Consider the following 20,809-nt stretch of genomic DNA (forward strand, 5'->3'; position numbering starts at 1 on the left):
CCGCCTTTCAGGCCGCGCGGCGGGCGCTGCGGGAATCGAGCGTGACCAGTCCCAGGATCAGTCCCAGCGCCACCAGCACAGTGATGTTGAGCACCGCCCAGCCTGACAGCTGGAACAGCACGCCCGCCAGCAACGAGGCCGCGGCGACGAAGGCGAAGATCATGAAATCCGCCATCCCCTGCAGCGCGACCGATCCCGCCGCTGCCGAGGCCCGGGCGATCATCACCGTCGAGCCGGTATAGGCAAAGTTCCAGCCGACCCCGAGCAGGATCAGCGTGCCCCAGAAATTCGCCCGAGCCTCGCCGGACAGCGCCAGCACGGCACCCGCGACGACCAGCACGATCCCCGTGATCATGACCGGGCGATAGCCGTAGCGGTCGATCAGCCGCCCGGTGACGAAGCTGGGCGCGAACATGCCGATGATATGCCACTGGATACCCAGCGCCGCGTCGGCCTCGGAAAAGCCGCAGGCGATCATCGCCAGCGGCGCGGCGGTCATGGTGAAGGTCATCGAGCCATAGGCGAAGGCGCCGCAGATCACCGCGATGACATAGGCGCGTGTCAGCGGGGGAAGGCCATGGCGACCGCGCGGCAGCGGCGTCGCCGGCTGGGCTATGGGGGTCCTGGGCAGGCGCAAACCGGCAAGGAAGGGCAGGGTGAGCGCGGCCAGCATCGCCTGCCCCAGGAACGCCGCGACATAGGGTGCGCCGATGATCATGTCGTTGGAATGGATGGCGATCTGCGGCCCGATCACCGCCGAGCCGATCCCGCCCAGCAGCACCACCGACACCGCCCGCGCGCGCAGGCCCGAGGGCAGGCCTTGCTGCGCGGCGAAGCGGAAACTCTGCACGCAGGCGATGTTGAGCCCGAAGAGCAGCGCGCCCAGGCAGAAAAGAAGGAACGATCCGGTATAGACGCCCCAGGCGCAGGTCAGCGCGCCCGTCACCGCGACCAGCGCCCCGCCCAGATAGACGGGCCGGCGCCCGAAACGGCCGAAAAGCAGCGCCGCCGGGATCGTGGCGATGCAGGTGCCCACCATGAACATCGAAACCGGCAGCGTGACCAGGTAGGGCGACGGCGCCAGCATGGCCCCGATCAACCCGCCCAGCGACACCATGATCGGCGGCAGCGCCCCGGCAAAGGCCTGCGACAGCATCAGCAGGTAAACGTTTCGGGGAAGCCGGGCCTTCGGCTCTGTTGACGCCATCTCGGGGCCTTTCCTTGGCACGGCGGGTCGGGGCCTGAAATCCACGCGGTCCCCGGTTCCCGAAGCGTGGATCATGCCCGAGAACACTGCACAAGTGCAATAAGCCACCGCGCCGGATCCCGGCGCCGGGCGACACGTGTCCCGTTGCCGGAGGGGGGAGGGGGAATGTCGGAAAGCGGCGCTCGGACGGCCCGGGATCCGGACAAGCTTTGGGCCTGCTTTCGGCACGCGGCCATGCGACGGCGACGCATCAGTGCGCAGGGGAATGCGTGCCGGCGGGGATTGCTGTCATTCGCCGTCGACGTCGGTCTCTTTGGTCGATGATACCTGCCACGTTCGTGCCGGCCTCTGAGCGCGCGCGCCCGGCGTTGTCTCCGTTGGCTATCGCAACGCCCAATGTCCGGTTCGCGGGGCGCGACCCCAGGCCCATACCCGCGCGTCAGGATGTCGACCCTCACAGCGCGATCGTTCAGACTGGCAGCCTCAAAGGACCCAGGTTCCGGGCAATTGTCGGCCCGGCCGGTGACACACTGAATCTTGTCAGGGATTCGCCCCCGGTTCTGCCCTTTGGTCTCACGGTTTCTCAGGCTCATCGGGAGGCCGGCCCTGTGATACGCGCGCCTGTGACCGAAACCAGCGTTCATTGTCCTCCATTGGTCGCTCGCCCGAGCTGTGGAACGGCAAGCGGAAACGCGGATCCGCCACGCGATCCCCGCCTGGCGTTGCGTGTCGCGCGCTGTGCCGCCGGTGAGAGACGGCGGTGGTCTGATTTGGTCTTCTGCCTGACCTCCGGCGCTTCGAACCATCAGCCTCGCCTCTCCCGCACTTAGTGTTCCTGAAGCGGCGGCGCGTGACCCGCATCTCAGCGACACTGCTGAACGCTTCGGCGTACATCGTCCGACGCGCCCTCGCGGTTACAGGCGCGACGCTCCCCGCATACATGCGCCCCGCCTGTGCCGGGCGGCGTATGGTTGCTCTATCAGTCGCTTTCTTCGCCTCATTTCTCTTCTTTCTGCCGACGCCTTTCCCGGCGCCGCCATCAGAACAGCGTCACCGCATCGGGCTTGGCGCTGCGCGGCGGCGGTGGCGGAGGCGGTGGCGCGACGATGGCGGCATCCATCGCACCGCTGACATGGATAATGCGGACTTTGCCGGTTACCGGGTGGAAATTGATCCGTCTTGCATCCGTGCCGCCCAGGTCCTGCGCGCGCACCGGGAAATCTTCGGCGCGCAGATAGCGCAGGGCAAATTCCGCGTTCTTGGGGCCGATATCGCCGAAGCGTCCGCTCATCCGCGATCCACCAAACACCTTGGCCTGCAGCGTCGAGCGGCTCGCCCCGCTCTTGAGGAGGTGATTGATCAGCAATTCCATCGCGTTGGCGCCGTATTTCAAACTCGTGGCCTCGCCGTCGCGGGCGTCTGCCAGAAGGTAATGGTTCATGCCGCCTATCCGGCACGCCGGATCATAAAGACAGACCGACACGCATGAGCCCAGCACGGTTGACAGGACGAGTTCGGGATCCGACGAGACGAGATACTCACCGCGGATGACGGGGACGGTCCGGGTTCGGTACCCTTCTGGCCAATTCTGGAACTGCTGTTTCACGCTTTTACCTTTTGCCTGGCATTCAGAAGGGCGGAGCCGATTGCCGAGAGGGGAAGCTCGCGCTCGGCCGCGCCGATCTGCACCGCGTAGCCGGGCATGCCATACACGACCGAGGTTTCGCGATCCTGAGCGATGGTCCGTGCCCCGGCCCGGCGCAGCGCCAGTAATCCCTCGGCCCCGTCGCGGCCCATTCCGGTCAGCAACGCCGCGGTCACGCGGTTGGCCATCGGCAGCGCCGAGTGGAAAAGCGCGTCGACCGACGGGCGGTGCCCCGAGATCCGGGCGCCGGATTGCAACGTGCAGGCATGCGGCGCGCGGGGGGCGAGGACGAGATGATGGTCAGCGCCCGGTGCCAGCAGCACCCGGCCGGGCGTCGGCACATCGCCGTCGCCGGCCTCGCGCACTTCGGGCGCGGCGTTGCGGTCGAGAAGCCGTGCAAGCCCGGCGCTGTAGGAGGCGCCGGTATGCTGCACGATCAGCGTCGGCGGACAATCCGCGGGGAACATATCGAGGATCGCAAGCAACGCGTCGATCCCTCCGGTCGAGGAGCCGATCAGGATAAGGCGCGACTCGCCGTCGTGACCCACCGAACGCAGCAGACCCGCGCTGGCCCGGGAAGGCGGTTGCGTTCCCGCGCCCACCGCCCGGTGGAGCCGGGCCAGAATGGCGTCGTCGGGTTGATCGGGATCAAGCAGGCGATCGGCACCGATGCCCCCGGCATGGGTGGACTGCCCCTTTGCCCGGAATGCCAGCCAGGCGACGCCCAGGGTGCGGAACAGCAGATCCATCATTTCGAATTCCGGCCGCGCGACCAGCGAGGCCGAAAGAATGACAAGTTGCGGGGGCCGATGTTCGACCGCGTTGAAGGTTTGCGTGAGATCGCTGCACAGGTCGGTCACGGCGATCCCGCGCAAGTCCGACAGCCGTTGCGCAAGGTGGCGGAGCGTTGTCTTGTCCGATTCAGCAAGGATTACCCGCATTTTGGCGCCTCCGCTCCCTCTCCTGATCGTTAAAAGTCGTGCCAGCGGCCGGAATTGGCGGCGACGCCCAGCATGTCGTCGGTATCGGCCTCGGTGTCGCTGTCTGCGAGTTCCGCGCGCCAGGCATCCGTTGTATCGACCGGCACTGCCGGCAAGACGAACTCGGTCGTCTCAAGCGGTTCGGGCAACTCGGCTGCGTCGCTGTCGCGCGATGCGACGGACCGGCCGGTATCTGGCGCGATCTGGCCGTGCGCGGCGGTCCGGAATTGCCCGATGCGCTGATCCAGAGCCTCGGATTCGTGGCGCAGGGTCGTCGACGCGGCCGTGACCTCTTCAACCATGGCCGCGTTTTGCTGCGTGACCTGATCGAGCTGTGACACGCCGATATTGATCTCGTTCAGGCCGGCGCTCTGTTCGCGGGCGCCGGTGGCGATGGTGCCGATGAGGGTGTCGATATTACCGACGCGCTCGATGATCATGGTCAGGGTGTCGCCCGCCCGTCCGACCAGATTGACGCCGGTCTCGACCTGTTCCGTGCTGCCGGTGATCAGCGTCTTGATCTGACGGGCCGCATCGGAGGTGCGCTGGGCCAGCGCGCGGACCTCGGAGGCCACAACGGCGAAACCGCGCCCCGCATCGCCGGCGCGCGCGGCCTCGACCCCGGCATTGAGCGCAAGCAGGTTGGTCTGAAAGGCGATATCGTCGATCACGCCGATGATCTGCGAGATTTCGCTCGAGGATTTGCGGATCAGCGACATGGCCGAGACGGCTTCGGACACCACCAGGCCGCTTTTCTCGGCTTCCTTGCGCGCGTCGGCGACCGCCGCTTCGACTTCCGAGGCGCTGTCGGCGGCGGCGCGGACACTCGCCGTCAGCTCGTCAAGCGCGGCGGCGGTTTCTTCAAGCGTGGCGGCCTGGCTTTCAGTGCGATGCGAGAGGTCGTCCGACGAGGCGCTGATCTCTTCCGCGCGCGCCCGGATCTCGGCGGCATTGGTGGAAATGGCGTGGATCAATCGCTCCATCGTTTCGACCGTCGCGTTGAAATCGATGCGCAAACTGTCGTAATCCTGCGAGAAAGCGTGATCGAGCCTCAGATCCAGCCGGCCGCTGGCCAGCTCACGCAGCCCGCCGCGCAAGGCGGCAACAACCTGAGATTGCTCTTCGCGCGCGGCTTCCTGCGCCGCGCGGGATTTTCGCGCCTGCAGAAGCTGATCGCGGAAAGAGGCCAGGGCACGGGACAAGCCGCCGATCTCGTCGTGGCGCTCGGTGCCGGTGACAGGGCTTGTGAAATCCTCGTCGGCGATCCGGGTCATGGATTGCGCGAAGGCATTCAGAGGCCGGGTGATCGACCGTGCGACAAGGTAGCCGATGCCGAGTGAGGCGACGGTACAGAGCACGATGAAGATCGCCGCCCGCTGCACGAAGTCGCTCAACGCGGCGTAATGCGCGGCATGGTCGAGCTCGACGACGACGGACATCGGAAAGCCGCGCGCTTCAAAACTGTGAACGGCGGCATCGACCGATGCGCCGCCGAGCCCCGGCGTGTCGGGGAAGAAGCGGGTTTCGGCATTGCGGGCAGCCGAGACCTGCGCGAGGTCGGGCAAGGGATCGAGCAAGGCCAGGTCGCTGTCGAGGGACAGGGTGCTGCGCAGCCGACCATCCGCGCCCAGCAGGTAAACGATATCCTCGGGGCCCAGCCCCGTCGCGGCACCGAGCGCGGCTTCGGCGGCGGCAAAGGATAGGCGGATGACGATCACGCCAAGCGCGGGTGCCTCGGGGTTGTCCCGATCAACCATGCGGCGGGCGATGAAAACGGCGGCTTCGGCACTGCCCGTGGTGGAGACTTCCACATCCGAACCGATATTGCGGGGTGCCGGGCTGGCCATCGCTTCCCGCCAGATGCGGGTCAGAGGGGCGTCTGCGAAATCGTCGGATGCCAGAGACACGCCGAAATTGTCCCCTTTTTCGATGGAATAGATGACATCTCCCGACGGGGTGATGAGCAGCAGGTCCTGGTAGCCGAAAAGATCGCGATGGCGCGTCAGAAAACCATGAAACTGCTCATGGACCGCTTCATAGGCCGGACGTGCCATGCTTGCGGTTGCCGTGCCGTCATAGGCGGCGCGGATATCGTCCAGCCATCCGGGCGCCTGCAGCGTGACCGCCTGCGTGAAAGCCTGCATGGCGGGCGGCGCCAGGGTTCCCTGTGCAAGATCGGCCGCCGCGCGGTGCATTGCCTCCAGCCACCGGCTGAAACTGGCCTGCGCCTGCGCCGCAGAACTGCGCGCCAGCTCCTCGACGCGGGTCTGGATATCGGCCCGGAACAACGTGTAGTAAAGCGCGCTCGAGGCGCCGAGCATCACCACCAGGGCGATCACGATGAGGATCGGCAAGCGAAGGCTGATTCTGGTATTCGCAACAAGGCTGTACATGCGCGTTCCTTACGTCCGGCCTGCGGCGCCACGCGGCAGGGGCCGAAACTACAGTGTCTTTGCGGTCCCGGTTCGCGGGTCCTAGAAGAGTTCGATCAACGGGCTGTTGCCCGGCTGTGGGGGTGGTCTGCCTTCGACGGCGGCCATGAAGCGGCGCCGGTTCCGCTCGAGCAGGAGCCCGGCAAGGGGCAGGGAATTCTCCGACATCAGGCCGGGCGGAAGATCCTTTGCCAGCTGCTGCGTGACATGTTCGAGGTCCTGCAGTATCTGCACGGCGAGGTCGAAATCCTGCGCTGCGCGCCGCGTTTCGGGCGTCGTGGGGGCAACGATCATCGAGGCCTCGTAGCGCAGGAGCATCTGTCGGATCTCCTCAAGCGCATCGGAGAGCGAGGCGAGCAAGGGGGGGATCGGTAGAGGGGCCGAGAGGCTCATAGCTTGCCCACGACCGCTTCGATCGAGGCCTTCAGGCTGGGCGTGGTAAAGGGTTTCTTGATCAGGTTGTTGAGCCCGAGTTTCACCCCGCGTTCGAGGATCTCCTGGCTGGGCGAGCCGGTGATCAGGATGAAGCCGATCTTCGCGGTCATCTTGTTGGCGCGCAGCCTTTCAAGCAGATCGAGCCCGCTCATGCCCGGCATGTTGTAATCGCTGATCACCAGATGCGCAGGATTCACCGCCAGGCGGTTGAGCGCCTCGGGGCCCGAGGTCTGGAAGTCGATATTCTTGATGCCGATCTCTTCGAGGCTTTGCGTCATCAGGCCCCGACTTACCGACATATCGTCAACGATCATGACTTTCAGAGCGTCTTTCAGAGCCATTGTCTATCCGTTTCAATTCTTCGCGTTGATCTTGCGATACGAGGTGATGCCGATGGGGCTGAGACCGAGCTCGGGCGGGTTGGGGATGCGTTCGGAATGCCCGATGAAAAGCAGCCCATCGGGGGCGAGGATCTCCGAAAACCGCTCCCACAAGGTTTTCTGCGTCGCCTTGTCGAAATAGATGGCCACGTTCCGGCACATGACGATCTGGAACTGCCCGGCGAAGGGCCAGGGCTGGACCAGGTTGAGGCGGCGAAAGGTGATGAGTGCCTTCAATTCCGGGCGCACGGCGATATCGCGCGCGGCAGGCTCCTGCGCCGGGTCAAAGACCCGGGCTTTCAGCTGCGGGGTCGGGAACGCGGCGGTCTTCGCCTCGTAGAGCCCCGATTGCGCTGTCTTGAGCACTCCGAGATCGATATCCGTCGCAAGAATTTTCACATCATAGCGCGCGGCATCGGGCAGAACGGCGAGCAGCGAGGCGGCGAGAGAATAGGGTTCCTGCCCCGACGAGCAGCCGGCCGACCAGATCCGGATTCTGTGCCCGGCTTTCGCCCGGGCGGCCAGAGATGCGGCGAATTCCGTTTCGATCGTCTCAAAATGATGGGTTTCGCGGTAGAAATGCGTGACATTCGTGGTCAGCGCTGAAACGAAATGCTCGCTCTCGACGGTGTCGCCGGATTCGATGACAGCGCAATAGGCCTTGAAGTCAGTCAGCCCGACGGCCTTGAGCCGGCGGCCCAGTCGCGAGCGGATAAGAGGTTTCTTCGCAGGGTCAAGATTGAGACCCCAGCCGGCCTTGGCGATCCGGGCGATACGCTGGAAATCGTCCTCGGAAAGCTGCGCCTCGCCGGTATCGAGGATTGGAGGCCCGTCGATGCTCATGCGGCTTCCTCTCCGTCATTGGCGAAGAGCGCCGAGAGGTCGAGCACCCGCAGCATGACGTCCTCGACCGGCAATAGCCCGGTCACATGCGAGGTGCCGCCGTCGCGCCGCAACGTGGGGTTGGGACGGATGGTTTCGCTGTTCACAGACAGGATTTCCGAGACGGAATCGACAAGCAGCCCCATGATCCGGCTGCCGATGGCGACCACGACCACGATGTTGCGCGACCCGATTTCTGTCGTGCCCAACCCCAGCCGGCCGGCCAGATCGATGATCGGGATCACCGCGCCGCGCAGGTTCATCACCCCGAGGACCGAATCTTCGGAGAAGGGGAGCGCGGTGACCTGGCTCCAGCGCCGGATCTCGCGGATCGAGGTGATCTCGACGCAGAATCCCTGGCCACCGGCCGAGAGAGAGACGAATTCGATGATGTTGCCGCGGTCGGTCGTGTCGTCGTCGGTCATGTCAGGCCTCCAGTTCGATGAGGGGACGGTTGTTGCGGCGGGGCGAGACCAGTTCCACCAGCGCTTCGGAATCGATGATCAGGGCGATCTTGCCATCGCCGAGGATTGTGGCCGCGGCTATGCCGTTGACGGCGCCGTAATTGCCTTCGAGGCTCTTGATCACCACCTGCCGCTGGTCCTGGATCGAATCGACGGCGACCGCGATGCTGGTCCCGCCCGCGTCGAGCAGGACATAGGACCGGTCGCGCTTTTGCGAGCCGGCACTATGCATGCCGAACGTCTTCGCGAGATCGACCACGGGGACATAGGCGCCGCGCACCGAAAGCACGCGTTCGCCCGTGCCGATTTCGTGAATGTCCGAGCGACTGGGGCGAACGGTCTCGACCACGCTGGCCAAGGGGAGAACCATGGTCTCTTCGCCGACGCCGATCACCATCCCGTCAAGCACGGCAAGCGTCAGCGGCAGCGAAATGGTAAAGGTCGAACCCTGGCCATGGACGCTGGAAATGCCGACCTTGCCGCCGAGCGAGGCAATAGTCGTCTTGACCACATCCATGCCCACGCCACGGCCGGACAGATTGGTGATGCTGTCGGCGGTCGAGAACCCCGGCGCGAAGAGCAGGTTGTCGATTTCGGCCTCGGTCAGCTTGGCGTCGGGAGGCACGAGCCCCTTGTCCATGGCCTTGGCGAGAATGCGTTCGCGGTCGAGCCCGGCACCGTCATCGGCAACTTCGATCACCACATTGCCCGAGCGATGCGCGGCGGTCAGGCGAACCTTGCCGATCTCGGGCTTGCCCGCGGCGCGGCGTTTTTCGGCCGTTTCCAAGCCGTGATCGACGGAATTGCGCAGCATATGCGTCAGCGGATCAGCGAGGCGCTCGAGGATCGTCTTGTCAATCTCGGTGGTTTCGCCTTCGCTGATGAAATTGACGGGCTTGCCGGTTGCGTCCGCCGCTTCGCGCACGACACGGCCCATGCGCTGAAACAGCGTCTTCACCGGCTGTGCGCGGATCGACATCACGCCTTCCTGGATTTCGCGTGCGAGGTAGCGGTAGTCGTCGAGCGCGGCCATGATCTCGGAATCGTTGCCGACGCCGCAGCTTTCGAGTTTCTGGCTGATCACCGCATGATTGATGATCAGCTCGCCCACGCTGTTGATCAGCCGGTCGACGCGTTCGGGATCGACGCGCAGGGTTGTCTGCACCGGGTTGGCCGCCCTGTTGGCGCCGCGCGGCGCTTGAGGAGACTTGTCGGTTGCTCGGAACGGGGCGACACCCGTTTCGGGCGCAGCCGGGGCTTCGGGCGCTGGGGCAATATGGAGTTCAAATGCATGGGCCTGAGCCGAGGCCGTGGCGGGCTCTTCGGGGGCCGGGGCTGCGGACCAGTCGGCGTCGGCTTCACCCGGCAAGAGGGCGCGGATGTCGAGGTCGCACAAACCGGTGGCGAAGGCGAAGACGTCCCCGACCGCATCGGTCTCGGCGCCGCCGAGCAATCGCAGGTGCCAGGTCAGATATGCGCCGTCGAAGTCGAAAGCGTCGAGCGGGGGGACATCGCCTGTCTCGCAGCGCACGGCCAGGTCGCCCAGTTCGGCGAGCGCCGAGAGGAAACGCTGCGGCTCGTGGCCGTTGACATAGAAGGCAGCCAGCGGCTTGAAGCGGATGACGAGGCCCGTATCCGGCGCCGGGGCGTCATCGCTTTCCGGCACTTCGATCGGCAGAAGGGTAACGGGCGCGAAGACGAAGTCGGGTTCGGGCGGCGCATCGGCGGAGACCGCCTTCGCGGTGGCTTCCAAGTCGGCGATCAGGTCACGGACCGGGTCGAGCGAGGCCGAGCCTTCCTGCCTTGTCGTATCGACCAGAACCGCCAGCGCGTCCGAGGCGCGGGTGATCAGGCGCAGCACGTCGGGTGTGATATCGAGCGCGTCCGAGCGGATCAGGTCGAGCACGGTTTCGTAGGCATGCGTGAAGGTGACGAGGTCGGCATAGCCGAAGGCCCCCGCCGCGCCCTTGATCGAATGGACGGCGCGAAAGATCGCATGGATGGTTTCGCTGTCCCACGCGCCCGAGGCGAGCGCATCGAGACCTTCGGTCAGGTGTTCGATCAGCTCTTCGCATTCGGCGAAGAAGGTTTCGCGCAGGGAATCGTTGCTCATCCCTTGTCGGCTCCCGTGACCAGCTTGAGGATATCGACCAGCTGCCGATCCTCGAACGGTTTGACGATCCACCCGGTGGCGCCGAGACTCCGCGCCTTTTCCTTGAAATCGTTCGAATTCTCCGTTGTCAGGACAAGGATGGGCACGCGGCGGTTCGCATCGCCCCCGCGGATCGCGGCGATCACGCCGAAACCGTCGAGCTTGGGCATGTTGATGTCGGTGATGACCGCGTCGAAGCGCATGTTCTGAAAGGTGGAAACCCCGTCTTCGCCATCCACTGCGGTGGTCACGTCGAACCCGGCATCGACCAGCGTTTGCGTCACCAGCTGGCGGATGGTGCGGGAATCATCGATGGCGAGAATCGCTTTCTCGGTCATGTCGGCGTCTCCGAGGTCAGGGGATCGGCATTCGGGCTGCCCGCGAGCAGCGTGGCCAGACCCAGCGCGATCAGGCTGTCACGGGCGGCGTCCGAGGCCGCGCCCAGATGCAGGTCGGCGCCCGCGGCGCGTGCGGCGCGGCGGGCGGCGAGCAAGAGCTGCGCAACCTGGGCCGGGATCGGTCCCGCCGATGCGGCGTCGATCACGACCCCTCGGGCGGCGCTGGTCCGAAGCGCTTCGATCACGCCGAGGGGCGCGTCGGTCCAGGCATCGGGATCGAGAACGAGGTGGTCTGGGGCGGTATCGGCCAAGGTGGCACCTTTCGGCTGCTGGAACGTCCTGGCCTTCGTGTTTCGCAGCCAACCCTTAAGAATGCGTTCCTCTCCGACGATCCTTTTTCGCGCCTTCGTCCCGATGTCCGGGGCCGGAAAGGTCGCGCACTTCCCGGGCGTGAGCGCGGGCAGGCGGCTGCGGGTCGACGCCCGTCTCCTGCGGTCGGGGTGGCGGGTGCACCTTGGTATTCGTGCAGGAAAACCAGTGCCTTGTCGGGTGCTCTTAGCCTAGTGAGCGGGCCTTCACGCCGCCCGGTCTGAACAGAGCCGCGCTATTCCTGCGACGTTGGGGAGACGGGGCGCGGTGCGCCCTGACGGACCGCACAAGGTTCACGGTCGCGTGGGCCCGAAGCGTGCGCTCATACAACATGCCAGAAACGATTCGCGCCGCGTGTCACTGGCCGCTGTCAGCGTCCGACGAATTCGAAGGAGAAGCTGCGTTGTGCCCCCGGCGGCGGGGCCGGGAAGGGTGCCGCGCGGCGGATGTGGTCGAGGGCGGCCTGGTCGAGCTCGGCGCTGCCCGAGCGCCGCGCGAGGCTGGCCGAGGCCAGCCCGCCATGGGCGGCGATGGTGAAGGCCACGACCGCGCTGCCGCGCGCGCGCAGGCGGACCTGACGCACGCGCTGGATGCGGCGCATCACCTGGCCGGGATAATTGGAGGCCGTGGCGTTGCCGGCCGCGCTGGCCTGTGGTGCCGGGCTGGGCGCGCTTTGCGCGGCCGCGCCGGTGCTGCCATCCGAGGCGCCGCGTCGCGCGTTGCGGTCGCTGTCGCCTGCAGCCTGCGCGGCGGCGGCTGCCTGCGCGCGCTCGGCTTCGGCCCGCTGTTGTTCCTCGCGCTGTTCTTCTCGCTGGCGCTCGAGGGCGTCGAAATCAGGGCGTTGCGGCGGGCGCGTGGTGCTGGAATCGGCCTCGCGCACGGCGATGTCGGGGCGGGCCTCTGCGGTGACGGTGTCGGGCTCGACGCTTTGCGCGGGGGCGAAGCCTGTGGGGGCGGCGATCTCGGGGGGCGTGGTTTCGACCGGCTCCGCTGAGGTGAGGGGCGGGGTCAGAAGACGGGGCGCGTCGAGCGCGGCGAGCGGCGTGTTGGGTGCGGCCCCCGCCGCAACGAGACCCGAAGGCGCCACGCTCTCGGGCGCCGTTTCGCGCGTTTCGCTACGCGGCGCGGCTTCGGTGGCGCTGGCCGGCGCGGGAGCGGGCCGGGGGGTATCGGGCGCGGGCTCGGCTTCGGTCGTGGCGGCGGTGGAGGGGCGCGAGGGGATGGCGCCTTGGGTGAAATCCTCGAACGCGCTGCCAAGGGCTGCGGGCGTCGAGGCCGCGCCCCCCTCGATCCGGATCTCGGGATCGGCGGGCAGCAGCGCGGCCAGCACCGTGCCATGCGCCACCACCGACACGGCGCCCGTCAGAAGCGCGACACGCCAGGTCAGGCCCGAAGACAGGGCTTGGGTCGGAGGGGGCATCAGGCTTGCCTCGTCGATTGACGGAAAAACATCAGGGAATGCGACAGAGAGCCTGACTCTCCCATCAGGATTGCAGAATTTCTGAAATGTCTGATCATTCGACTCCAACCTCCGTCACGGCCTCGGGTTGCCCGCGCTCGCCCAGCAGCACGATGCGCTCGGCCCCGCCTGCGCTCAACGTCGAGGCCAGGGCGACCAGTGTTGCGGCGGACACGCTGCGATCGGGCAGGATGCGCGCGACGCGCGGCTCGGACAGGGTCGCGAGATACGCCTCGGCGTCGGTCTCGGCGCCGCCATGGCGCAACGTGCCGTCTTCCATCAGCACCAAGGCTTCGGGCGGGGCCTGCACGTCGAGATCGGCGATGCGCACCAGCGCGATGCCGTCGCCGGGCGAGGGCGCGATTGAGCCCGCGATCAGGAAGAAGATCAGCATCAGGAAGACGACGTTGATCAGGCCGATGGTCGGCTCTCCCTTCGCGCGGGTCGGCGGGGGAACGAGGCTCATGGCAGCACTCGGATCCGGAACGCGGCGCCCCGAAGCGCGGCCAGCACATCGACCAGCCGCTGCGCATCGACACCCTCGCCCAGAGCGATCAGCACCATGCCGTCCTCGCCCGCGAGCGGGGTCAGATGCCGGGCCAGCCCGTCGAGCGGGACGGTTTCTGCATTCACCCGCAGATCCCCGGGCGCGAGTTGCACGAAGACCGGCGCGGCCTGACCCTGCGAGCCGCCGGGGGCGCCCGGGGTGAGGTCGAGCTCGCCCAGCCGGGTGAAGGTCGAGGTCAGCATGAAGAACAGCAACAGCAGAAAGATGACGTCGATCAGCGAGGTGAGCGACAGCGCGCTGCGCCGCCTTGGCGCGACAAGCTCAGTCATCGTTCCCCACACCCGCGCAGAGCGCCGTGTCGATGATCCGCTCGGCCATCCGCGCCTCGCGGGCGATGCGCGCGTCGAACCAGGTCAGCACCAGCGAGGCGGGCATGGCCACCGCAAGGCCCACGGCGGTGGTCAGAAGCGCGACCCAGATGCCGCCCGCCAGCGCCGAGGGATCGACCGCCGCGCCCGCCGCCTGCAGGCCCTGAAACGCCTCGATCATGCCCAGAACGGTGCCGAACAGACCGAGAAGCGGCGCCACCTGCGCGACGGAATCGAGCAGCCGCAGCCCCGCGCCCAGACGGGCCAGCCGCTCGGCGGCAAGGCTGGTGAGCCGCGCGCGCAGGGCGGTGTCGTCCCGGCGCGTTTCGGCCGCGCTCAGCGCCGCGACGGCCAGCGCGGCCAGATGGCTGGGCGCCTGCGCCGCGCCGTCGCGGGCAAGCGCGGTATCGCCCCGGTCCCAGGCGGTGAGCGCGGTGTCGAGCCGGTCGTGGCGGCCCACGCCCAGCCGCAGGAATTGCCACAGCTTGGCCAGGATCAGCGCCAGCGCGATGGCCGACATGGCGATCAGGATCATCACGACCGGGCCGCCCAGATCGGCGACGCGACCCAGCGCTTCCAGCAGCGGCGTCATTGCAGCACCTCGACCGGCACGCGGCTTTCCAGCGCCAGCGGTTGCGCGCAGCCCGGGCCCTCGGGTTCGCAGGCGCTGACCCCGTTGATGAGCAGGCGCGAGACCTGATCGCAGGCCAGCCCGGCGATCTCGAAGGACCGAACGCGCATCCGTCCGGCAGGCAGGTCCTGCATGTCGAGCAATGTCAGCGCCGCTACCCGGCCGTCGGGGTCGAACAGCACCGCTTCCAGCACCAGCCGCTCAAGATCCGCGCCCGAATCGTTCTGCGCGACGAAAACCATCTGGCAGGCCCCGTCGCGCGGATGCAGCGCGTTCAGTTCCAGATGTACGGGATCGGTTTGCGCAGTCGCCGGGCTTGCGGCCAACAGGGCGAGGGCAAAGAGACGCGAAAGGACGGCCATGACAGCTCCATACCGGGAAAGGATCGTTGGCTGGCCGGCTGGCTGGCGTCTGTGGGAAACCCGCAAGGTTCGGGAACCACTGGGCAAATTTCCGCTTGCAAGTCCTCGCTAAATTGCCTTAGTGAATTTGTCAAGTATAGCGCCCGACGCCGGGTGCAGCGCATCCAGCCCTTCGCCAGACGCCGCTCAGAAAGCCGTATTCTGTCCCGAAAGGAGTGCCGATGAGCCTCGTTCAAGCTGAATCCCAAACCGAATCCCGGTTCGATTCCCCCGCCTCCCTGCGCGCGGCGAAGGCGGAGAATCCGAAAAGCCGGGCCCGTGATCTGGCCGCCACGCTGGGCGTGAGCGAGGGCGAGCTGGTCGCCGCGATGGTCGATGGCGACAGCGTGGTGCGGATCGATCCGTCGCTCGACCGGCTGATTCCCGCGCTAAAGACGCTGGGGCCGGTCATGGCACTGACGCGCAACGAAAGCTGTGTGCACGAAAAGGACGGTCCTTATCTTGATTACCATTCGGGCCAGCATGCCTCGATGGTCCTGGGGCCCGATATCGACCTGCGGATGTTCCCGCGTCACTGGGTCCATGCCTTTGCGCTCGATGACGGCGAGAAGCGCTCGGTTCAGGTGTTCGATGCGGCGGGCGACGCGATCCACAAGGTGCATCTGCGCCCGGCCTCGGACGTGGCGGCCTTTACGGCGCTGGTGTCGGATCTGCGGCTCGACGACCAGTCGGATCGCATCGAGACCGCGCCCCGCGCCCCGGTCGAGGCGGCGAAGTCCAATCCCGACAAGCTGGACGTGCTGCGGGCCGAATGGGACAAGCTGACCGACACGCACCAGTTCCTGCGCCTGACCTCGAAGCTGAAGATGAACCGGTTGGGCGCTTACCGGATCGCGGGCGAACCCTATGCCGTGGCCCTGCAACCGGCCGCCGTGGCCGAGACGCTGCGCCGCTGCGCCGAGGGTGCGGTGCCGGTGATGATCTTCGTGGGCAATGCCGGCTGCATCCAGATCCATGGCGGCACGATCCACCGGGTCGAGCCGATGGGGCCGTGGATCAACGTGCTGGATCCGGGTTTCAACCTGCATCTGCGCGACGACCATATCGCCGAAGTCTGGCTGGTTTCGAAACCCACGCGCCACGGAATGGCCGTGTCGATAGAGGCCTTCGACGCCAAGGGCGGGCTGATCCTGCAGATCTTCGGCCAGCGCGCGCCGGGGTCCGAACAGGCCGCTGACGCTGCCGATACCAAGGCGCCGCTGCCAGGGACCGAAGGCTGGTTCGCGGTGACGCAGACCCTGCGCGAGACGATGGGGGCGTGATCATGCGCGCAAGTCTGAGCGTGACGCTGGCGCTGGCGGCGGGGGGCTTCGCGCTGCCCGCTCCGGCGCAGGAGCGGATCGTCGTGGCGGGCTCGGCCCTGTGCGAGATCGCCGCGGCGCTGGATGCGACCGACCGCTTGGTCGGGCGCGACACGACCTGCACCTATCCCGAAAGCATGGCAGACCTCCCCGATATGGGCTATCTGCGCGCGCTGTCGGCCGAGGGGCTGCTGTCGCTGAACCCCGACCTGATCCTTGCCGATGTGGATGCCGGCCCGCCGGAAACCATGGATCTGGTTGCCGCGACCGATGTGCCGGTGGTGCGGGTCGAGGCCGATTTCACCGAAGCCGGCGTGCTCGCGCGGATCGATGCGGTGGCGCAGGCTCTGGGCGTCGATGGCGGGCCGCTGGCCGCGCAGGTCGGCGCCGAGTTCGAGGCGCTGGCCGAGGCGCGCGGCGGATCCGAGCCGGTCCGCGCGATGTTCATCCTGTCGGCTGCCGGGGGCAGGGTGCTGGCCTCGGGCGAGGGCACGGCGGCATCGGGGATGCTGGCTCTTGCCGGGGCCGAGAACGCGATCACCGGGTTCGACGGTTATCGCCAGCTGACGGACGAGGCGATCACCGCCGCCGCGCCCGATGCCATCGTCATGATGGACCGTGCCGGCGATCATGCGCTCGATGACGCGGCGATCATCGCGCATCCCGCCTTGAGCCTGACGCCCGCCGCGCAAGACGGTCGCATCGTGCGGATGGACGGGGTGTATCTCTTGGGCTTCGGCCCGCGCACGCCTGCCGCCGCGCGCGATCTGATGACCGCGCTGCAGGAGTGACGGCATGGTCTCGCTCCCCTTCATCCTGACCGCGGGCGCCGAGGGCGACCGCAGCCGCCGCGCCGCGCGCGCGGTGGTGCTGCTGGCGCTGGCGCTGGCGGTGGTCTCGGCCCTGTCGCTGCGGGTGGGCGCCTCGGGCGTTTCCCCGCTGGCGGTGCTGGGCGACTGGTTGACGGGGGGCGAGATTTCGACGCGCGACCGGGTGATCCTGCTCGACATCCGGCTGCCCCGGCTGCTGACCGGCATCCTCGTGGGCGCCGCGCTGGCCGTGTCGGGGGCGGTGCTGCAGGGCCTGTTCCGCAACCCGCTGGCCGATCCGGGTATCGTCGGCGTCAGCGCGGGCGCCAGCCTGGGGGCGGTGATGGCGATCGTGCTGGGGGGATTTCTGCCTGCAACCTATGCCAGCTGGGCGGGGATGCAGATGGTACCGCTGGCCGCTTTCATCGGAAGCTGGGCCTCGACGCTGATCCTGTACCGGGTGGCGACGCGGGCAGGGCGGACCTCTGTCGCGACGATGCTTCTGGCCGGGATCGCCTTGGGCGCGCTGTCGGGCGCGGCGACCGGGGTGATGGTCTATCTGGCCGACGACACGCAGCTGCGCGACCTGACTTTCTGGGGCATGGGGTCGCTGGCGGGCGCGAGCTGGACGAAGCTCGCCGCCGCCGCGCCGGTGATGATCGCGGGCCTTGCCGCCGCGCCATGGCTCGCACGCGCGCTCAACGCGCTGGCCTTGGGCGAGGCGGCGGCGATGCACCTTGGGATCCGGGTGCAGCGGATGAAGTCGCTCGCCATCCTGTCGGTCGCGGCGAGCGTGGGCGCGGCGGTGGCGATCTCGGGCGGGATCGGCTTCATCGGGATCGTCGTGCCGCACCTTTTGCGGCTGGCAGTGGGGCCCGATCACCGGTTCCTGCTGCCGATGTCGGCGCTTCTGGGTGCTGCGCTTTTGCTGTTGGCCGACATGGTCTCGCGCGTGATCGTGGCGCCCGCCGAGCTGCCCATCGGCATCGTCACCGCGCTGGCGGGCGGGCCGGTCTTCCTGTGGATCCTGCTGCGCAAGCGCGGCCTGGTGGATATCTGACATGCTGAGCACCGAAGACATCACCGTGACGCTGGGCCGTCGTCAGATCCTGCACGGCGTCGATTTCCGCGCCGAGGCGGGACAGGTGACCTGTATCGTCGGGCCCAACGGCTCGGGCAAGACAACCCTGATGCGGGCGATCACCGGCGAGGTGCCGTTCCGGGGCCGCGTGCGGCTGGACGGCGACGACACCGCCGCGATGGCGCCCGAGCTGATGGCCGAGCGCCGCGCGGTGCTGCCGCAAACCCTGCCGATGGCCTTTCCGTTTACCGTGCTCGAAGTCGTGCGGCTGGGCCTGATCGGCCGTGCCGCGCTGAGCGCCGAGGCGGCCGCGCTTCCCCACCGTGCGCTCGAACAGGTGGGGCTGTCGGGCTATGCCGGACGCCTGTTCCAGGAATTGTCGGGCGGCGAGCAGCAACGCGCGCATTTCGCCCGCGTGCTGGTGCAGGTCTGGCGCCCGGTGGTCGAGGGACGTCCGCGCTGGCTGTTGCTGGACGAACCCGTCGCCGCGCTGGATATCGGTCACCAGTTGCAGGTGATGCGCATCGCGCGCGATTTCGCCGCGCAGGGGGGCGGTGTGATCGCTGTGATGCACGATCTGAACCTGACCGCGATGACCGCCGACCGCGTCTGCCTGATGCATGAGGGGCGCGTCCTGGCGCAGGGCCGTCCCGAGACGGTCTTCACCGATGCCACGCTGGGCCATGCCTATGGCTGCGCCCTGCGTGTGAGCACGCCACCGCCTGACGGGGGCGTGTTCGTGCTGCCACAGGCCGCCGCCTGAGCGCGGCCACCCGGATAGAACGCCAGCCAAGCGCCAGCGCCAACAAGAACCGATAAACGGGGGACGATATGTCACCGAATTTCAGGCGCTTCGGCGCCGTCTCGACCCTTGCGCTGGCCGCCGCGCTGGCGCTGCCCGCGCCCGCCATGGCGCAAGAGACCGACGAGAGCGTGTTCACCATGCTCGGGCGCATCATTCTGGGCGCAGGCCGTGCGCGCGTCGCCATCGACACGCCGCAGGCTGTCACCGCGCTGGAGGCCGAGGATATCGAGCGCGAACAGGCCTCGACGCCCGGCGACCTGCTGCGCGCCGTTCCGGGGGCCGAAGCCTTTGGCGGTGCCGCGATGACCGGGCAGTTCCTGAACATCCGGGGTGTCGGTACCTCGACTTCGTCGGATGAAAACCGCATCGTCGTCACCATCGACGGGGTGCAGAAATACTACGAGCAATACCGCGTCGGGTCGCATTTCGGCGAGCCGGAGCTGTATCGCCGGGTCGAAGTGCTGCGCGGCCCCGGCTCGTCGCTGCTCTATGGATCGGGGGCGATCGGCGGCGTCGTCGCGTTCGAGACGCGCGAGGCGTCGGATTTCCTGACCGGCGGATCGGATACCGCCCTGCGCCTGCGCACCGGTGGCAATTCGAATGGTGGCGGCGTCTTCGGTTCGGCCATCTTCGCGCATCGCTTCAACGAGCGGGTCGAGATCATGGCGGCGCTCACTGGCCGGTCCGAGGGCGATTACGAATCCGGCGACGGCTCGACCGTGACGGGATCGAACATGGACTCGCAATCGGCGCTTATCAGCGGGACGATCGGGCTGAGCGACAACAGCGAGCAGCGGCTGCGTTTCTCGCTGTCGCGCTGGTACACCGAGGGCGAGCAGGTCCCGTATTCCGCCTACGGGAATTTCGCGATCTTCGGCAATGTCGACCGGACCGTCACCGACGATACCGCGCAGATCACCTGGGAGAACCCGGCCTCGGACAATCCGTGGGTCGACGCGCGGGTGCAATTGTCGTGGAGCCGCTCGATGGTCGAGCAGGAAAACGCGACCAATTACCCCGGCTATCCCTTCGCGCCGCCCTCGGGGCTGTGGCAGGATTCGACCTATGCCTACGAGGGCGTCAGTCTGGATGCGCGCAACACCGTCACCATGATGGGCCAGAGCTGGGAAAACTACCTGACCTTCGGCGGCACGGTTTCGACCCGCGACCGGCTGACCGAGGTGGGCGGCGGCGGTTATGCCTCGCAGCCCGGCGGGACCAGCGACAATTTCGGTCTGTTCGTGCAGAACGAGTTCATCCTGAACGACCGTTTCACGCTTCTGGCCGCGCTGCGCTATGACCATACCGAGCTGACCGCGACCTCGGGCGCGGATGCCAGCCTGCTGGGCGTTCCGGTCACGCATTCGGGCTCGGCCGCCTCGCTTGCCGCGCATTACGACATCAACGACAGCTGGTCGGTTTTCGGCTCGCTGGCGGAAACCACCCGTCTGCCCACGATCGACGAGGTTTTCGACAGCGTCGACGTGTCGCTGCCCGATCCGCTGGGCCTGCGCCCGGAACATGCACGCACGGTCGAACTGGGCTTTTCGTGGCAGGGGCGGGATGTCTTTGCCTCGGGCGACGCGCTGGACGTGAAGGTCACGGCCTTCAACAACCAGTTCCGCGACATGATCACCCGCACCGGCGGCGGCGTCCCGTTTACCAATATCGGACGGGCGCGGATCCGCGGGATCGAGCTGGAAGCGTCTTACGAGGGCGAATACTGGTTCGGTCGGGTGGCCGCCAGCGCCATCGAGGGCGTCAACCAGGTGACGGGCGATGTTCTGGCCTCGACGCCGGCGCATCAGGTGATGCTGGAACTGGGCCGCCGTCTGCCGCAATACAATCTGGAGCTCGGCTGGCGCGGGACCTTCGCGCACGGCATGACCACCGCCTCGGGCGACCGGGTGTCGGGCTACGGGGTGCATGACATCTACATGACCTGGCGTCCCGACCAGGGCGTCTTGCGCGGGACCGAGATCCAGCTCGCGGTCAACAACCTGCTGGACCGGCAATATTACAACGCGCTGGATGTCGGCGGCTACGGCTTCGCCTTCTCCAACCCGCGTCAGGGCCGCGACGTGCGCCTGACACTGGGCCGGACTTTCAACTTCTGAGTCCCGCTTCCGAGATCCGCGCGG

General features: G+C 67.2%; 21 protein-coding genes. 5 read left to right on the plus strand and 16 right to left on the minus strand.

The features are described from left to right. Nucleotides 1–7 precede the first annotated feature (7 nt). From C4N9_RS11755 to C4N9_RS11830, 16 genes are all read right to left on the minus strand, one after another. Entirely contained in the window at nucleotides 8–1,207 is a 1,200-nt protein-coding gene (locus tag C4N9_RS11755; protein WP_168192214.1) for an MFS transporter, read from the minus strand. Nucleotides 1,208–2,246: 1,039 nt separating this feature from the next. Beyond that, complete coding sequence (locus C4N9_RS11760; RefSeq protein ID WP_109533514.1) at nucleotides 2,247–2,813, minus strand: chemotaxis protein CheD; 567 nt, start codon at nucleotides 2,811–2,813, stop codon at nucleotides 2,247–2,249. Further along, nucleotides 2,810–3,712 (minus strand): CheB methylesterase domain-containing protein, encoded by a 903-nt coding sequence (locus C4N9_RS11765; RefSeq protein ID WP_168192215.1) that lies wholly within the window; start codon nucleotides 3,710–3,712, stop codon nucleotides 2,810–2,812. Before C4N9_RS11765 ends, C4N9_RS11760 begins: the two co-directional genes overlap by 4 nt. A 110-nt stretch (nucleotides 3,713–3,822) precedes the next feature. Further along, nucleotides 3,823–6,225 carry a methyl-accepting chemotaxis protein gene (locus tag C4N9_RS21915; RefSeq protein ID WP_109533516.1) on the minus strand — a complete coding sequence of 801 codons (2,403 nt, stop codon included), beginning with the start codon at nucleotides 6,223–6,225 and terminating at the stop codon, nucleotides 3,823–3,825. A gap of 81 nt (nucleotides 6,226–6,306) precedes the next feature. Beyond that, the gene (locus tag C4N9_RS11775; protein ID WP_109533517.1) at nucleotides 6,307–6,582 is read right to left on the minus strand and encodes a hypothetical protein; all 276 of its coding nucleotides are present in this window, start codon (nucleotides 6,580–6,582) and stop codon (nucleotides 6,307–6,309) included. A 71-nt stretch (nucleotides 6,583–6,653) separates the two neighbouring features. Continuing rightward, nucleotides 6,654–7,040 carry a response regulator gene (locus C4N9_RS11780; protein ID WP_109533518.1) on the minus strand — a complete coding sequence of 129 codons (387 nt, stop codon included), beginning with the start codon at nucleotides 7,038–7,040 and terminating at the stop codon, nucleotides 6,654–6,656. A gap of 12 nt (nucleotides 7,041–7,052) precedes the next feature. Continuing rightward, nucleotides 7,053–7,922, minus strand: a complete 870-nt coding sequence (locus C4N9_RS11785; protein ID WP_109533519.1) for a CheR family methyltransferase — start codon at nucleotides 7,920–7,922, stop codon at nucleotides 7,053–7,055. Further along, complete coding sequence (locus C4N9_RS11790; protein WP_109533520.1) at nucleotides 7,919–8,386, minus strand: chemotaxis protein CheW; 468 nt, start codon at nucleotides 8,384–8,386, stop codon at nucleotides 7,919–7,921. The genes C4N9_RS11785 and C4N9_RS11790 overlap by 4 nt, the downstream gene beginning before the upstream one ends. A 1-nt stretch (nucleotide 8,387) precedes the next feature. Continuing rightward, complete coding sequence (locus C4N9_RS11795) at nucleotides 8,388–10,538, minus strand: chemotaxis protein CheA (protein WP_109533521.1); 2,151 nt, start codon at nucleotides 10,536–10,538, stop codon at nucleotides 8,388–8,390. Continuing rightward, nucleotides 10,535–10,915 (minus strand): response regulator, encoded by a 381-nt coding sequence (locus C4N9_RS11800; protein WP_109533522.1) that lies wholly within the window; start codon nucleotides 10,913–10,915, stop codon nucleotides 10,535–10,537. Before C4N9_RS11800 ends, C4N9_RS11795 begins: the two co-directional genes overlap by 4 nt. Then, the gene (locus C4N9_RS11805; protein ID WP_109533523.1) at nucleotides 10,912–11,226 is read right to left on the minus strand and encodes a hypothetical protein; all 315 of its coding nucleotides are present in this window, start codon (nucleotides 11,224–11,226) and stop codon (nucleotides 10,912–10,914) included. The genes C4N9_RS11800 and C4N9_RS11805 overlap by 4 nt, the downstream gene beginning before the upstream one ends. 428 nt (nucleotides 11,227–11,654) lie before the next feature. Continuing rightward, a complete protein-coding gene (locus tag C4N9_RS11810) occupies nucleotides 11,655–12,704 on the minus strand; it encodes an energy transducer TonB family protein (RefSeq protein WP_109533524.1) in 1,050 nt (349 codons plus the stop codon). 94 nt (nucleotides 12,705–12,798) lie between these two features. Next, entirely contained in the window at nucleotides 12,799–13,209 is a 411-nt protein-coding gene (locus C4N9_RS11815) for an ExbD/TolR family protein (RefSeq protein WP_109533525.1), read from the minus strand. After that, nucleotides 13,206–13,580: an ExbD/TolR family protein gene (locus C4N9_RS11820; protein WP_109533526.1), complete on the minus strand. Its 375-nt coding sequence runs from the start codon at nucleotides 13,578–13,580 to the stop codon at nucleotides 13,206–13,208. Before C4N9_RS11820 ends, C4N9_RS11815 begins: the two co-directional genes overlap by 4 nt. Continuing rightward, nucleotides 13,573–14,211 (minus strand): MotA/TolQ/ExbB proton channel family protein, encoded by a 639-nt coding sequence (locus C4N9_RS11825; protein WP_109533527.1) that lies wholly within the window; start codon nucleotides 14,209–14,211, stop codon nucleotides 13,573–13,575. The genes C4N9_RS11820 and C4N9_RS11825 overlap by 8 nt, the downstream gene beginning before the upstream one ends. After that, on the minus strand, nucleotides 14,208–14,612 hold the full coding sequence (locus C4N9_RS11830; protein WP_109533528.1) for a hypothetical protein: 405 nt from the start codon (nucleotides 14,610–14,612) through the stop codon (nucleotides 14,208–14,210). Before C4N9_RS11830 ends, C4N9_RS11825 begins: the two co-directional genes overlap by 4 nt. A gap of 221 nt (nucleotides 14,613–14,833) precedes the next feature. Between C4N9_RS11830 and C4N9_RS11835 the strand changes: the two genes are divergently transcribed. The 5 genes from C4N9_RS11835 (at nucleotide 14,834) to C4N9_RS11855 (ending at nucleotide 20,785) form a co-directional block, all read left to right on the plus strand. Beyond that, on the plus strand, nucleotides 14,834–15,934 hold the full coding sequence (locus tag C4N9_RS11835) for a hemin-degrading factor (RefSeq protein ID WP_109533529.1): 1,101 nt from the start codon (nucleotides 14,834–14,836) through the stop codon (nucleotides 15,932–15,934). Between the two features lie 2 nt (nucleotides 15,935–15,936). After that, nucleotides 15,937–16,764 (plus strand): heme/hemin ABC transporter substrate-binding protein, encoded by an 828-nt coding sequence (locus C4N9_RS11840; RefSeq protein WP_109533611.1) that lies wholly within the window; start codon nucleotides 15,937–15,939, stop codon nucleotides 16,762–16,764. Between the two features lie 4 nt (nucleotides 16,765–16,768). Next, on the plus strand, nucleotides 16,769–17,842 hold the full coding sequence (locus tag C4N9_RS11845) for a FecCD family ABC transporter permease (protein WP_109533530.1): 1,074 nt from the start codon (nucleotides 16,769–16,771) through the stop codon (nucleotides 17,840–17,842). A 1-nt stretch (nucleotide 17,843) separates the two neighbouring features. Next, nucleotides 17,844–18,626 carry a heme ABC transporter ATP-binding protein gene (locus tag C4N9_RS11850; RefSeq protein WP_109533531.1) on the plus strand — a complete coding sequence of 261 codons (783 nt, stop codon included), beginning with the start codon at nucleotides 17,844–17,846 and terminating at the stop codon, nucleotides 18,624–18,626. Nucleotides 18,627–18,694: 68 nt separating this feature from the next. Beyond that, nucleotides 18,695–20,785 carry a TonB-dependent receptor domain-containing protein gene (locus tag C4N9_RS11855; RefSeq protein ID WP_109533532.1) on the plus strand — a complete coding sequence of 697 codons (2,091 nt, stop codon included), beginning with the start codon at nucleotides 18,695–18,697 and terminating at the stop codon, nucleotides 20,783–20,785. Nucleotides 20,786–20,809: the final 24 nt, after the last annotated feature.

Source organism: Pararhodobacter marinus (assembly GCF_003122215.1).
GTDB classification, from domain to species: domain Bacteria; phylum Pseudomonadota; class Alphaproteobacteria; order Rhodobacterales; family Rhodobacteraceae; genus Pararhodobacter; species Pararhodobacter marinus.

Excerpts from the sequence above, each read along its gene's own strand:
- C4N9_RS11775 (WP_109533517.1), bottom strand. The coding sequence starts at position 6,582 with ATGCTCCTGCGCTACGAGGCCTCGATGATCGTTGCCCCCACGACGCCC.
- C4N9_RS11790 (WP_109533520.1), bottom strand. The coding sequence starts at position 8,386 with ATGACCGACGACGACACGACCGACCGCGGCAACATCATCGAATTCGTC.
- C4N9_RS11780 (WP_109533518.1), bottom strand. The coding sequence starts at position 7,040 with ATGGCTCTGAAAGACGCTCTGAAAGTCATGATCGTTGACGATATGTCG.
- C4N9_RS11835 (WP_109533529.1), top strand. The coding sequence starts at position 14,834 with ATGAGCCTCGTTCAAGCTGAATCCCAAACCGAATCCCGGTTCGATTCC.
- C4N9_RS11815 (WP_109533525.1), bottom strand. The coding sequence starts at position 13,209 with ATGAGCCTCGTTCCCCCGCCGACCCGCGCGAAGGGAGAGCCGACCATC.
- C4N9_RS11840 (WP_109533611.1), top strand. The coding sequence starts at position 15,937 with ATGCGCGCAAGTCTGAGCGTGACGCTGGCGCTGGCGGCGGGGGGCTTC.
- C4N9_RS11845 (WP_109533530.1), top strand. The coding sequence starts at position 16,769 with ATGGTCTCGCTCCCCTTCATCCTGACCGCGGGCGCCGAGGGCGACCGC.
- C4N9_RS11810 (WP_109533524.1), bottom strand. The coding sequence starts at position 12,704 with ATGCCCCCTCCGACCCAAGCCCTGTCTTCGGGCCTGACCTGGCGTGTC.
- C4N9_RS11795 (WP_109533521.1), bottom strand. The coding sequence starts at position 10,538 with ATGAGCAACGATTCCCTGCGCGAAACCTTCTTCGCCGAATGCGAAGAG.
- C4N9_RS21915 (WP_109533516.1), bottom strand. The coding sequence starts at position 6,225 with ATGTACAGCCTTGTTGCGAATACCAGAATCAGCCTTCGCTTGCCGATC.
- C4N9_RS11825 (WP_109533527.1), bottom strand. The coding sequence starts at position 14,211 with ATGACGCCGCTGCTGGAAGCGCTGGGTCGCGTCGCCGATCTGGGCGGC.
- C4N9_RS11755 (WP_168192214.1), bottom strand. The coding sequence starts at position 1,207 with ATGGCGTCAACAGAGCCGAAGGCCCGGCTTCCCCGAAACGTTTACCTG.
- C4N9_RS11785 (WP_109533519.1), bottom strand. The coding sequence starts at position 7,922 with ATGAGCATCGACGGGCCTCCAATCCTCGATACCGGCGAGGCGCAGCTT.
- C4N9_RS11855 (WP_109533532.1), top strand. The coding sequence starts at position 18,695 with ATGTCACCGAATTTCAGGCGCTTCGGCGCCGTCTCGACCCTTGCGCTG.
- C4N9_RS11800 (WP_109533522.1), bottom strand. The coding sequence starts at position 10,915 with ATGACCGAGAAAGCGATTCTCGCCATCGATGATTCCCGCACCATCCGC.
- C4N9_RS11820 (WP_109533526.1), bottom strand. The coding sequence starts at position 13,580 with ATGACTGAGCTTGTCGCGCCAAGGCGGCGCAGCGCGCTGTCGCTCACC.
- C4N9_RS11830 (WP_109533528.1), bottom strand. The coding sequence starts at position 14,612 with ATGGCCGTCCTTTCGCGTCTCTTTGCCCTCGCCCTGTTGGCCGCAAGC.
- C4N9_RS11850 (WP_109533531.1), top strand. The coding sequence starts at position 17,844 with ATGCTGAGCACCGAAGACATCACCGTGACGCTGGGCCGTCGTCAGATC.